Here is a 13678-nt window from a genome sequence, read left to right on the forward strand (position 1 = left end):
ATGCGGGATCCACAAGGACTCGTCTGTGCCTGCGTCAGACATCCGTTATTACAATACGTACGACGCGGAGAGCATCCTCGTCGAAAACGCATTGCTCCAACTCGAAACACTCCTCCTTGATCAAACGAACATCCATCGCGAACATCATTCGCCCACCCAAGACGAAATTCGCATTCTTACCATTCTCATAGCTAACTAGAAGGCGCCCCTGCGGGTGGGCACGCTTCAGCTCACGGAGAGATGAACCAACCCCCTCCCCCGCTGGATCACGCAGCCTTTTCGACTCACTCGAACACCTATACACAATATCGTCACTGAGGACGCATTCAATCGCGATGTCGCCCGGCGCACTCACGGTTACTACTTCATACGTCAGCCCCTCCTGCTGGTCTTCCCCCCACTTGAGGGGAAGATCGAGCGAAATAATTCTCTCCTTGGACATCCCGACGTGAAGCAGTCCAAAAGATCCACTGACTGGATCCACCATCCAATCAGAAGGTTGCGTCGAGGACTCTTCTGTACGCGGCGCCCTGCTTCCCGCTGACTCTTGTGACCCGCTTGCGCCGCAACCTGAAAGAACGATAGCCAGCAAAACTAGAAAGTTATTTTTCACGCTGAGGCTTCCAGTTATTGAACCGCCCTTGATTACCGCCCGACTTTAGATCCACATGTACACCCCGGTTATCAGGATACTCGTTCACTCGATTGAAGTTCCCGGATGCATGCGCTGCGTCGGCAGTCTGCGTTTTTGTGTAACCCGATATTCTTATATCAGCCGCATTATTCTGCAGGTGCTGACTCTTCTGAGCTCCTCCAACGTCTGAGTTCTGCTGCACGGTTCTTTGACCGCTTGTCACTTCCACAGACTTACCTTCTGACTGACTGAAGTTCAGCAAGCTATCCAATACAGCCGTCCCGACACTGGCTGGCTCACCCTGCATTGAGCGTTGCGGCAGCAAAACTACTGTCCCTTGAGCCACTGTCGGCCCCATGTCCGACTGAGGCATACGTTCCACCTTGATGGCCCCCGCGGAGAGCTCCGATCTAACTTCGACCCGATCCATGAACGGAAGGATCGGCTTTCCAGAGCGCCCATCCGGATCCGTGAACTTGTACGGATTCCCGTTCGCATACCGATACCGATTGAACTGCCCAACAGGCTGCTCATACGCCGTCACCGGATCCACAGACAGGAACACACCCAACTGCGGATCCATGTACCTCTGCTGCATGTAACTCAGCCCTGTGGCCGAATCGCTCACATGCCCGGTGTAGCCCGGCCCATCCTCGACCTGCCCGCCCAGCTCGGCACCGTACGGTTCAAACCGGCGGCGCTCGACAACACTGCCTGTGCCATCCGTGACAGCGACCGGGCTGCCCAGCGCATCCACATGCGTCCAGGTAACCCCTGTCGGGCCGCGGGTGGCCAGCAGTCGACCACCTACATAGATGTACTCCGAGGCGCCCTTCCCTCGCCGATCTTCATGCACCACCTTCCCGGCCAACGAATATAACGCGCGCAGGCCTTGCCCCTGGTCATCGTACGCCACGGCACGCCGCCCATAGGCATCGTAGGCATAGCGCTCCGCTTCCTGCACTTCGCGCAGCCTGTTGCCAAAGTCGAAGTCGTACTTGCGTCCGTTGCGCAGCAAGAGATTGCCTTGAACATCCCAGGCCAATCCGGTCACCGTCGCGCCAGCATCATCGCGGACATTGGTCAGCTGGTTGCGCCCGTCGTACCAGAACTGCTGGCTGCGCACGCCACCCAGCTGCACGCTCAGTAGATTGTCCTGCACGTCATATGTGTAGCGGAATGCGCCATCGCCCCCGAAGGAAGTCGACTGCGCAAGCGTCAGCCTGCCCTGGCCGTCGTAACCCATGCGGATGTCATGCGCAGTTCCCTGCTGCCGATCGATGATTGCCGAAACATCACCATTGGCGCCGTACTGATACAGAAGCTCGCTGGCAGTGCCATCCTTTAATTGCGACGGAAGCATCCGCGCATTGAGCACGCCCTGATGCTCGATGCCATTGCCATAGCGCATGCCAGCGAGCGCGCCATTGGGATGCCAGGCGATGTTCTCGGCATAGAGCGCTCCAGCACTGTCAGAGATTCGTCTGGGCTGGCCGAGGGCGTCGGGCTCATAGCTCAGTATCAGCCCTCCTGGTCGCGTCTCGCTGGACAGGTTCCCATTTCTATCGTGGCCATAGCCTATTGAAAGCGGGCTGCCGCCATCCAGGGTCGACTCTTCCCATATGAGCTGCCGGCTTGGTGAGTATCGATAGCTGTTGACGACCGCGGCGTTCTGCCCAGCGTTGCTGGTGATCACCTTCGAGGGAAGCCCGTCCGGCGTGTACTCCCAGCGCTGATTGCCCCTGCCGTCGGGAAAGCGCAGTTCCACAAGGCGATTTCGCGCATCGTAGACGCGATCGACCCGACGTCCAGAAGACCAGGCCGATTCGCGATCACAGCGCCCGGCATCCGGCAGTGCGAGGCCCGCAGCAGACCAGGTCAGATTGCCAGCTCCGTCATACTCCATCACGGCCGCACCGGTTTCCGGCTCGATCACCTTGCATAGTCGCTGCTGGGCGTCATACACGTATCGCCGGACCGCACTGGCGGGTGACTGCGGCGCGCTCACGCTGATCGTGATCTCGTCGCTACCCGATGCTCCACTAGAGTCGCGGGCAACGGCGCGCAGCGTGTGCGGTCCTTCGCCCAGCCCAGTCAGCTGCACCTGATAGGGAGCCGAGGACAATTCCGCGACAAGCACTCCGTCCCGGTAAAGCCTGACATCACTGACAACGCCGTCGGCGTCGCTCGCCAAGGCACTGAAGAGCGTGGTCGCAGGGGAGGTCAGCGCAGTCGTCGCTTGCGGGGCGCTAATGCGGACGACTGGCGCTTGGTTCGCTGAAAGTGCGTGATGCCCCGAGCCGTTGAGCGCAACCGGCTGTCCGGTCAGCGCGGAAACACCGTAAGCGTGAATGGTTTTTCCCAAGCCAGCCTGCAGCACCTCAGCCGAAGGAGTGATCAGGAAGTCATGCGCGCTCCCTGTTGCGCACTGGGCCGCCCTTTCAGCCGGACTTGCCCGGTCGGCCAGATACTCTCCAGCAGGCAGTCCTGCGCCCTCAGGCCCTCCAATGAACACACGCACTTTGATCGGCCCAGGCACATGCGTCGAGCAGGCCCAGCCGACGATATTACCGTCCCGCAGACCCGTGATTGCACCTGAGACCTTTGATGCATGTACGGTCCGGGAGTCGCTCAACGCCACGGCTCCACGCGTATCGCGTACAGATGCCTGCACCGTATGGCTGCCCGGTGATGCGACCCAGTCAACGAAGTGATTGGGCGGGGACGTCACGCCGATCGTGGCGCCGTCCACGCCGAAGCTCACCGATGCAACGCCGTCGTCCGCATCGCTGGCCGTTGCAGAGAGACGAATGACCGTGCCTTCTGAGTACACGGCGCCATGCGCCGGAGATACCAGCGCTACGACGGGCTGCTGGTTGGCCGGCACCACGAATACGCCTGACTGCACTATCGCGTAGTTGGCTGCTCCAACGGGCGAAATGCCGTGCACATGGATCGGCTTCCCCTGATGCGCTGCGATCAGCCCGCCATCAATGGGAATGCGGAAACCGTGTGCATCACCCTGCGTCCCGCAAGCAGACGCTACACCGGCACCGGCAGGCAGATCTGCTCGGGTCGAGGAGACACCAACCCCTTGCCCAGCAGCGCCCCCCACATAGAGATGGACATCAATCGGAGTTTCGATTCCCGTCGAGCAGGCCCATCCCACCAGGTGGGCTCCAGAGATTCCGTCGATGTAGCCCGTAACGTTGGACGCAACGACGTTGACCCTCGGCGCGGGTGTTTCACCGCCGAACCACTCCACTCCGTCCTGCACCATCCGCCACTGGAACCCGTGCGGACCGGGCTGCGTAGGGGCTCGCACGGTAAAGGGGATAGTCACCGTCTCGTTGGGTGCGACGGGCCCCGGCAGGTTGGCCCGGGAAGTACCCCAGGTCAGATTGTCAGGGGGATACCAGGAGCCCAGCCTGAAATTTTGTTCATTCGTCCATGTGTCCTTGCCAATGTTCTTGTAAGTGACACTGACTGCATAAAGCTGCCCGACCACCATCTGCGTGGGCACCGACATCGAGGCAATATCCGACTGTCGGGGGCGGGCCCCTGGTAGCGGCTCGTAGTCTTCTGGGCAACCTTTCGTTGGATGTGGCCGGCTCCCATCCTCACATCGTGGCGGGGCGGCGAATGCTGATACGCACAACAAAAGCGATACCACGAGTACCGCAGCACGCAGCCCCCGGCGCCAGACGAAGCACGATTGCCGAATCGGTCCAGTAGGGCTCATCGCTGGCTCCTTTCAATGCTCAAGGGCTTGCCCCACGCGTCGCGCTGGATGGACGTCCTGGCGGATTCGGGACGATCAATGACGGCAGGAAGCTCTTTCACCGGAGCACCGTAACCGTCGAATCGATAGGCTGTGACCTGCCCATCAGGGAGCCGTGTCAGCGCCGAGTTGCCGGCCTGGTAGGTCGTGACTGTGGTCAGCAGTCCAAGTTCACTGTCCTGGGATGTCGAACTCACGCGTCCCACCGCGTCAAATTCGGTCCATACACCTGACGTCGTGCCGTCCGGCGTTCGCGTGGGATAGGACTCGAACGTAGTTCTTCCCGCTTCGTCATAACTGCGCCGAATCCAGGCAACAGAGTCCGCACGCCCATTGTCGCGCCGGGTAGAAAGAACCGGCTGCCACAAGGCATCGAAGAACTGTTCGTTGACTGCATTGCCTCGTGTCTCCGTCCTTCGCCAATGCCCTGCAGCAAGTCCATGCTCCGCGCTACCAATCGGTCCGAATACCACTGCCACCGGATTGCTGATGCTGCCGTCGCAAAGCCCTGCCGTGGCGGCCGGAAAAGTGATGCCACTTATCCGGCCCATGCGATCAAATGCGTAGCATGTCTTGTTGCTGGCCTCATCGACCACAGAGGTGATCCAGCCATTAGCATCGACGTCGGCACGCTGGGAGGTACCGTCGGCGAAGACGGTTTGGCGCGGCGCTCCCCGGTACCACTCCGAAAGGAGTGTCGCATTGCCCCTGCCGTCCACGACTCTGCGCAGATTTCCGTCGGGCCAATACTCGGCGGTGCGGTCGATGCGGCCAAAGATGCTTACCGATACGGGACGGGCCTTGTCGTCGTAGGTCACCTGCTCGGAAGCAACCGCGCTCCCAGCCAGAGATGTTCTTCCCGGCAGATCCAGCACCCAGTGCTGCACGTTGTTCACGGGCGCGAAATCCAGAGTGCGCCCTCCGCCTGTGGAATCCAGATCGGACCGGAACGAGGGCTGCGCAAACACGTTGTAGCCCCCGAAAGTGGAACGGTACCAATCACCATCCAGTTCGATGTCTACCTGGTGAACCGGCGTAAGGCTGCTCAGCGGAGCGAAATTTGACGCCCACGGGGAGCTGGCAGGCACAGCGCCGAGCACCGCAGGATAAGCATTCCCGCTGGACGGAGCGTAATGGTACCGAGTCGTTCTGGTGGGAAGCGTGGCCCCAGCGCCTCCGTCCTCGACCACCACCAGCTTGCCCTCGTACGCTCCCCATTCATTGCTGAAGGTGCTGCGCACCCAGCGGCCGCCCGGCAGCGTTTCGGTCGTCTGCACAGTTCGGATACAGCCCCCAGCGCACTGATGAGTCCAGCTGGGATTGGGAGCTCCATAGGCGTATTGCCACGTCTGGTTCACACCCGGACCGGAATACCTTCTTGAACTCAGCGCATACACGTCATAGGCGGAAGGGGTCACCACGTGCTCTTCGCTCATCGCGCTTGCGGGAACACATTCGTAGGGCACGTTGGACCGCCCACGACGGGCAACATTCAGCAGATACGTCGCGGACAGGCCCGAGGGTCCGGCCATTGATGCCTGTACGGGCCGATTGATGGCCGAAGTATCAGGGGGTGCGCATTCCGTGGGTGGCGGCGGCGCAACCAGGGAGTAGAACGAGCCCAGATCGAAGCTGTAACGGCTTCCATCCGGCTGGGTCACCGATTTCAGGGTCTTGAACTGGGAGATGGTAGATGTCCCCTCGATGGTATAGCTGTAGGTCCACACACGACCATTGGCATTCATCGCAGTGATGACATCGTCCTTCCATTCGAACGTGACCAGACGTCCATCGCTGCCGCTTATCGAGATCAGTCTGTCGCCGTCATAGTTGTAGTCGACAAAATTCCCGAAGCGATCTTCGATTCGACTGGCAACCATGGCGAGCGTGCTTACGCGTGCGCGTACAGGCGGCGCCGGATCTCTCTCGAGGATGTAGACCTGCGATCGGCGGGAGACCAGGAGACGATCCAACCGATAGCGGTTACCCGCTGGAGACAAGAAGCTGAAACCCTCACCCTCCTGCCCATTTGATGTCTGCGACAGGCAACTCGCCTGCCAGCCCGACTGGGTCACAACGGGATGGCCTGCCGGATTGTTTGAAGGCGCCACCGGATTGTTGGGATCCCGGCGCATCGGCATCTGCACTCGCCCCAGCTCGTCCACGAGTTCGTATCCTTCCCACCATTCCCTCACAGGGATGGGAATGACCGGCCCACTTGCAGAGAAGAAAGTGCAGCGTTTCAACGCGTCCTGCTGGACCACACGCCAGGGCTTTTCCGCGCTTCACCTTGTGAGCATGTGGGGTATGGACGGCGACCAGTCCGCAAAACCCAGGGGGCCATCGCCTTTTCGATAGCGTCCCAGCTCATAGGTTCTGCCAATGACGATATCCGGCCCGGTGCCTTTTAGAACCAGATCGGTCTGATGAAAGGACAGGTCCCCCTTGTATTTGTCCAAGCGCTCGCCGAAGGCATTCTGGTCAAGAGGGGCAACCGTACTTCCAACCTTGATCGACTCGGCATAACTGGGAACCTCCTGCCCTTGTGCGTGAAAGGCGGTCATGCCACAGGTAGCTGAGACAAGGAGGATCCAGCTGCGGACACGCGCCTTTAAGGCACCTCTTTTACGGGAGTTGTACGTGCTGGCAGTCCCAGGCACCCGTCTTTCCTGCATGCTTCCCCCTCCCTACGTATGCCCCCAAGAGCGGGAGGCGCGCAATGATTGAAGAATCCTCCGTCCGTTGGCGATCTGGAACCTCGATTCCGGACACACCTTCACCCGTCCCTGACATTTGACCAAAGACGACAGTGCAGTCGTTGGAGCCGGTACGAATTCCCCTTCGCACCCGCCCCCTTGATAGCAGGCTCCGGCCTGAATGTGAATCAGATTAATCCGATAATTCTGCGGAGCCCGGGCCTGCCCTACCCCCCACCCGAGTCAATGCCCAAACAAAAAGCCCCGACCAAGGCCGGGACTTTCTGCTGTATCCGGTGCCGGAAATAGGAATCGAACCTACGACTACGCAATGAGGAAGTCCGGACCTGCATCAACTATTCGAAGCTTTCGGCCTCAAGGCGAGCCTTGATCTCCTGAAGCGTCGCTCGTGCTCCAGGGAGATCCTCATGGATGTCGTCTGCAAGATACACGTTGCATACAAACTCACGTGGCCGCATATAGAACGATCCTTTCACTGGTGACCACCCAAAAGCGTGAAGCTCTGGGAACGGTGATTTCGAACAACCCTGAACGGACAGGAATCAATCGTCCGAACTCATCTTCGACTCCGTAGAGAGTCAAACCATGGTATTCACCCTTCTTGAAGATGCAGGCAACCGTGCACACAAGGTACTCATGCCCAACGTTGATCGGGAATTCCCTCCGCCGATCTGTACCGAACGAAGGCGACACATCCATGCCGATTCTCAACGCCCGTACTTTCTTACGACACTCACCTATGGATTGATCACAGTTTTTGGCTCGATGCCATGACCAGTCTCAGAATTGCGGAACGCATGCGTTTCCACATGCCCGCCATCTGCAGCTTTATAGGACGAACTGCAGACTTTCTGATATCTGACGGCTTCACCTCCGTGCTGGGCAGCAAGACGCTCACTCTGTCGCAGTGGCTGCTTCGTAGTCGGACCGTACGTCACTGTGCCCCCACCCGCCAACTCAGCCATCTGCTGCTCGCTTGCCAACTTCTTACCCAGTTGTGCGGCCTCGTCCCCGTGCTTAAGGACCGATTTTCCGGCATCTCCAATGATCGGAACGAGACCGGTGGTAGCCGCGACCACGTTGCGGACTGCCTCAATGGCACCTTTCGCGTCGCCAACGATGGGGGTGAAATCTGCAACCATCGAGGCAGCATCGCGGAATGCCTGCCTCGTTTCAGGCTTGGTCCAATCCGTCTCATAGACCGAACGCGGCAGGCTCTGCCTCCCGTCCGGATCCTTGAAATTGTAAGGATTCCCGTTGGCATAACGATATCGAATGAACTGCCCCACGGGCTGTTCATACGCCGCCACCGGATCAACAAGGCCGGGGATTCATAGCACAGGACTGGGCGGCTGCAGTTTCCAGGTCAGGAACGGTGCCAGGACCTAAGCGTCTGGGAAGCCGCTGGGGCGCGTAGGTCGCGCGGCTCGGAAATTCTGGGGTGCCAGCCATGGGCTGGCACTACTGGATGGCCGGCCAGCGGCCGGCGCTACCAACGGCCGTATCGCCACAAACAAAAAGCCCCGACCAGGGCCGGGGTTTTTGCTGAAACTGGTGCCGGAAATAGGAATCGAACCTACGACCTACGCATTACGAATGCGCCGCTCTACCAACTGAGCTATTCCGGCGAGGTCGTGAATTCTAGGGGGTCTGGGCCACTTTGGTCAATCAGGGAAGCGCTCACCGTGGAACGGCCCGCGCGCCCAATGGCCCGGCAAGACCTGCTCCTGCCGCACCAGCCCTTGACGCACCAGCCTCTACAGTGAATCCCCCACTTCCGGAGGCATCCCATGCGCCCCTGTCCCCGCCTGGCCGGCCTGCTGCTCTCGTCCCTTCTGCTGAGTGCCACTGCGCTGGCACGCGACACGACACCGACGCCGCAGACACCGGACCAGCAGTGGCAACCCCTGTTCCAGCAGGTCCAGGGCGCGCACCTGTTCAAGGACCAGAAGACCTTCGCCGACGCGGTACCCCGCCAGCCGGCGGCGACCGTCCTGACCCAGTGGCAGCGCGCCAGGACGCAACCCGGGTTCGACCTCGCCGGGTTCGTCTCCGAGCACTTCACCGTGCCGGGCGACGCCCCGCCGTATGTGCCACCTGCCGGCGAGACGCTGCGCGCGCACATCGAGGGGCTGTGGCCCGTGCTGACCCGCACCACCGACACGGTGGATCCGAACGGCTCGCTGCTGCCGCTGCCCAAGCCCTACGTTGTGCCCGGCGGGCGCTTCCGCGAGGTGTACTACTGGGACAGCTATTTCACCCTGCTCGGGCTGGCCTCCAGTGGTCGCTGGCAGCAGGTGCGCGACATGGTGGACAACTCCGCGTTCCAGCTCGACAGCTACGGCCATATCCCCAACGGCAACCGCAGCTACTACCTCAGCCGCTCGCAGCCGCCCTTCTTCAGCCTGATGGTGGATCTACTCGCCACCCACGAAGGCGATGATGCCTACCGCCGTTACCTGCCGCAGCTGCGCATCGAGCATGCGTTCTGGATGCGCGGCGCGGAAACGCTGGCAGCGGGCGAGGCACGCGAACGCGTCGTGCGGCTGGCGGACGGGCAACTGCTCAACCGCTATTGGGACGGCCGCGCGGTGCCGCGCACCGAGTCCTGGATGGATGATCTGGCCACCGCCGCCCTGGCGCCGCAGCGCGCCCCTTCGCAGGTGTATCGCGACCTGCGCGCCGGTGCGGAATCGGGCTGGGATTTCAGCTCACGCTGGCTCGCCGAGCCGTCGGCATTGGCGAGCATCCACACGACGGCGATCGTGCCGGTGGATCTGAACAGCCTGCTGTTCCATCTGGAAACCACGCTGGCCCGCGCCAGCAAGGCGGCCGGTGACCGCACGGCGGCACGCGCCTTCACCCGTCAGGCGAAGGCACGCCGGCACGCCATCAACGCGCTGCTCTGGGATGACGACCAGGGCTGGTACGTCGACCGCGATCTGGAGCGGGGGCAGACCCGCCCTGCCCTGACCGCGGCGGCGCTGTTCCCCTTGTGGCTGGACGTGGCGGATCGCGCGCAGGCGCGCCGTACCGCCCAGGCGGTGGAGACACAGTTGCTGCGCGACGGCGGCCTGCTGACCACCACCGTGGCAACCGGCCAGCAATGGGATGCCCCCAACGGCTGGGCGCCGCTGCAGTGGGTCGCCGTGGACGGGCTGCAGCGCCATGGGCAGGACACCCTCGCCCGCCGGATCGGCGTGCGCTTCCTGCACACCGTGCAGGTCGTGTATGAGCGCGAGGGCAAGCTGGTGGAGAAGTATGCGGTCGACGGCTCGGCCACGGGCGGCGGTGGCGGCGAATACCCGCTGCAGGATGGGTTCGGCTGGAGCAACGGGGTCACGTTGACGCTGCTGGATCGGCTGTGTGCGCCGAAGCGCGTCTGCGACAGCGCGCAGGATGTGGAGGCCGCGGACTGATCCAGCGGCCGCCGCGGCGCGGGATCAGCGCGCCTTCCACAATTCCGCCAACCGATCCGGCTTGCCGGCGATGCGCTCCAGCGCCGGGTACTTCAGCCCGTCGTGGTAATCCAGCGTCACCGTGTCGATGCGATCGACGTTTTTCACCAGCAGCGTCAGCGGTGCCTTGTCGGTCCTGGCCGCGGTGATCGCCTCCTTCAACTGCTCAGCCTTGAACACGCGGCCATTGAGCGCGACCACGCTCATGCCGGGGGTCAGGCCGGCATTGAAGGCCGGGCTGTCCCACAGCACATCGCCGATGTAGCCGGATTCGCTGACCGACATTCCGATGGAGTAGAGCAGGTTGCTGTTCTTGCCGCGGGTTTCCTGTGCCTTGAACGCCTCGTTCGGTGTATCGGTGTACACCAGTTTCCAGCCAGCCGCTTCCAGGCCCCCGGTGAGCGGACCATGCCCGTCCAGGCGCTCGCGCAGGAAGCTGGCCCAGTCGAACGGCGCCACGCCGTTGAGCGTGCTCACCACCTCGTCGAAGGTGTAGGGATTTACATTCCAGTCGCCGTCGTTCATGCCGAAGAACGCCTTGGCGAAGTCGTCCAGCCCGCGCTTGTTACCCGTCAGCGCGCGCAGCTTGCCCTCCACCTCCAGCCAGACCATCTGGCCTCCGGAGTAGTAGTCCTCGCTCATCTGGTAGTTGCGGAAGGCCAATGCGCGGCGCTGGGCGATGGTCGGATCGTTGGTGGTGTCCTGCAGGTTGCGCCAGGCCAGGCCCGGGCGACCACGATCGTAGGTGCCCGCCACATTGGCCAGCACGTCACGGGTCTGCTGCTGGCTCCACAGCCCGGAACGCGCGGCCAGCACCTGGCCCCAGAACTGGGTCTGGCCTTCATACAACCACAGCAGGCTGTCGCCCATGGGCACGTTGAAGTTGGCGGTGGTCAGATCGGCGCCACGACGGTACTTGCCGTTCCAGGAGTGGTTGAACTCGTGCGGCAGCAGATCGCGGCCCAGCCAGGTCTTGTCCCACTCGGTGAAGTAACCCGTGTCACCGCTGTTCTCGCTGGAGCGCTGGTGCTCCAGGCCGATGCCACCGAGCTTGTCGGTCAGCGCAAGCAGGAACTCGTAGCGGTCGAAGTGGCGTGCGCCGTAGAGCTTGTACATCTGCTGCACCAGCGCGCGGTGCGCCTGGATCTGCTCGGGCTTGGCGGCCAGCGATCTGGCCTCATCGGCGAAGACGTTCAGGTGCACCGGCACCTTCGCGCCGGGGTCCAGGTCGAAGCGCTGGAAGTGGCGCCCGGCGAACAGCGGCGAGTCGACCAGGTGGTCGTAGCTGATCGGCTTGAACACCACCGTGTCACCCTCGCGGCGCTCGGTATCCAGCGCGGTGGCATATGACCAGCCCGGCGGCAGCGTGACGGTGGCCTGCGCCTGGATGTTGCGGGTGATCACCCCGGCCGGATACAGCGAATTGGCATTCCACTGCAGATTGAGCATGTCCGGGGTCATCACCACGCGGCCCTGGCTGCCCTGCGAAGAGAGGAACTTGAACTCGGCCACCACTTCGCTGGCGCCCTGCGGGACCTCCACGGTGAAGGCATAGACGTCGTACTGATCACGCGTCCACCGCAGTGGCTTGCCGTTGGCGGTGACGACCAGGCCGGCGAGCTTGTCGATCGGGCCACTCGGTGAATGTGCCCCGGGCAACCACTGCGGGTACAGCAGGGTCAGTGGGCCGGGTCTGGCCGGCACCGTGGCCTTGACCTTGAAGATCCGTCGGCCGATGTCACGTGCGTCCACGTCGATGCGCAGCAGGCCGGGGAAGGCCACATCCTGCGGCGGCGGTGTCTGCGCCTGTACGCCGGTGGCGGACACGGCCAGCAACACGGACAGGGCAATGGCACGCATCTTCATCAGGCAGGCTCCAGCGGGGGAAGCTCTTGATCCTAGCCCTCCGCCTGCGCCCTGCCCCATGGCCAAAGGTCATGCGTCGCGTTGCGGCCATGATTGGCACAGCGGCGCGCAGTGACGTTCTGTCTGCCGGACGGGATCAGGACCAACCGGGGTGCGCTGCCGGCCAGCGGCCGGCACTACCGGGCAGCGCCACGGCATGCGTGGCGGAATGCTGCGCGGTCAGTCGACCAGCCGCAGGCGCAGTTCCTTCGGCAGCGCGAACACCATCGATTCGGGCTCGCCCTCCAGTTCGCCGACGCCGGTAGCGCCGAGCTCCTTCAGGCGCGCGATCACACCATCCACCAGGACCTGCGGTGCCGAGGCGCCCGCGGTCAGGCCGATGTGCTTCTTGCCGGCCACCCACGCCGGGTCGATCTCGTCGGCACCGTCGATCAGGTAGGACTCCACGCCATCACGGCGCGCCAGTTCACTCAGGCGGTTGGAGTTGGAGCTGTTCGGCGAGCCGACCACCAGGACCAGGTCGCAACGCTTGGCCAGGTCGCGCACGGCGTCCTGGCGGTTCTGCGTGGCGTAGCAGATGTCGTCGTTCTTCGGGCCCTGCATCGCCGGGAAGCGGGTGCGCAGGGCGTCGATGATCCCGCGGGTGTCATCCACCGACAGCGTGGTCTGGGTGGTGTAGGCGAAGTTCTCCGGCTGGTCGATGACCAGCGTGGCGACGTCCTCCACGTCTTCCACCAGGTAGATCTGGCCGGTGCCGCGTTCGCGGCTCCACTGCCCCATCGTGCCTTCGACTTCCGGGTGCCCGGCGTGGCCGATCAGCACCACGTCGCGGCCGGCGCGACAGTGGCGGGCCACTTCCAGGTGCACCTTGGTGACCAGCGGGCAGGTCGCGTCGAACACCTTCAGGCCACGTCGGTCGGCTTCCTGGCGCACGGCCTGGGAAACGCCGTGGGCACTGAAGATCACCGTGTTGTCGTCCGGCACTTCGTCGAGCTCCTCGACGAAGATCGCGCCGCGGGCCTTGAGGTCATCGACCACGAACCGGTTGTGCACGACCTCGTGGCGCACGTAGATCGGCGCACCCAGGGTCTCGATCGCGCGCTTGACGATCTCGATCGCACGATCGACACCGGCACAGAAACCACGCGGATTGGCGAGCAACACATCCATCGGTCAGATACTCCGGCCGGCGTGAGCCGGGTTGTTACGGATACAGGAGGGA

Annotated in this window: 8 protein-coding genes and 1 tRNA gene; 1 reads left to right on the forward strand and 8 read right to left on the reverse strand. The window is 62.5% G+C overall.

Annotated features, from left to right (window positions below):
- Positions 1-34: 34 nt before the first annotated feature.
- The 6 genes from NJD74_RS03250 to NJD74_RS03275 form a co-directional block, all read right to left on the reverse strand.
- On the reverse strand, positions 35-613 hold the full coding sequence (locus NJD74_RS03250) for a hypothetical protein (protein ID WP_156785752.1): 579 nt from the start codon (positions 611-613) through the stop codon (positions 35-37).
- Positions 603-4163 carry an Ig-like domain-containing protein gene (locus NJD74_RS03255; RefSeq protein WP_319623653.1) on the reverse strand — a complete coding sequence of 1187 codons (3561 nt, stop codon included), beginning with the start codon at positions 4161-4163 and terminating at the stop codon, positions 603-605. Before NJD74_RS03255 ends, NJD74_RS03250 begins: the two co-directional genes overlap by 11 nt.
- Before the next feature lie 209 nt (positions 4164-4372).
- Positions 4373-6580 (reverse strand): hypothetical protein, encoded by a 2208-nt coding sequence (locus tag NJD74_RS03260; RefSeq protein ID WP_319623654.1) that lies wholly within the window; start codon positions 6578-6580, stop codon positions 4373-4375.
- A gap of 120 nt (positions 6581-6700) precedes the next feature.
- Positions 6701-6979 carry a hypothetical protein gene (locus tag NJD74_RS03265; protein WP_319623655.1) on the reverse strand — a complete coding sequence of 93 codons (279 nt, stop codon included), beginning with the start codon at positions 6977-6979 and terminating at the stop codon, positions 6701-6703.
- Positions 6980-7869: 890 nt separating this feature from the next.
- The gene (locus tag NJD74_RS03270; RefSeq protein ID WP_319623656.1) at positions 7870-8421 is read right to left on the reverse strand and encodes a hypothetical protein; all 552 of its coding nucleotides are present in this window, start codon (positions 8419-8421) and stop codon (positions 7870-7872) included.
- A 263-nt stretch (positions 8422-8684) separates the two neighbouring features.
- A tRNA-Thr gene (locus NJD74_RS03275) sits at positions 8685-8760 on the reverse strand.
- Between the two features lie 162 nt (positions 8761-8922).
- On the opposite strand from NJD74_RS03275, the gene treA reads away from it, so the two are divergent.
- A complete protein-coding gene (treA, locus tag NJD74_RS03280; RefSeq protein WP_319623657.1) occupies positions 8923-10551 on the forward strand; it encodes an alpha,alpha-trehalase TreA in 1629 nt (542 codons plus the stop codon).
- 24 nt (positions 10552-10575) lie between these two features.
- Here treA and NJD74_RS03285 read toward each other — a convergent pair whose 3' ends face one another.
- Together NJD74_RS03285 and ispH are read right to left on the reverse strand one after the other, a co-directional pair.
- Entirely contained in the window at positions 10576-12456 is a 1881-nt protein-coding gene (locus tag NJD74_RS03285) for a peptidase M61 (protein WP_319623658.1), read from the reverse strand.
- Positions 12457-12675: 219 nt separating this feature from the next.
- Positions 12676-13626, reverse strand: a complete 951-nt coding sequence (gene ispH / locus NJD74_RS03290) for a 4-hydroxy-3-methylbut-2-enyl diphosphate reductase (RefSeq protein WP_319623659.1) — start codon at positions 13624-13626, stop codon at positions 12676-12678.
- Positions 13627-13678: the final 52 nt, after the last annotated feature.

It is taken from the genome of Stenotrophomonas sp. RG-453 (genome assembly GCF_033843685.1).
In the GTDB taxonomy this organism is placed as follows: Bacteria; Pseudomonadota; Gammaproteobacteria; order Xanthomonadales; family Xanthomonadaceae; genus Stenotrophomonas; species Stenotrophomonas bentonitica_A.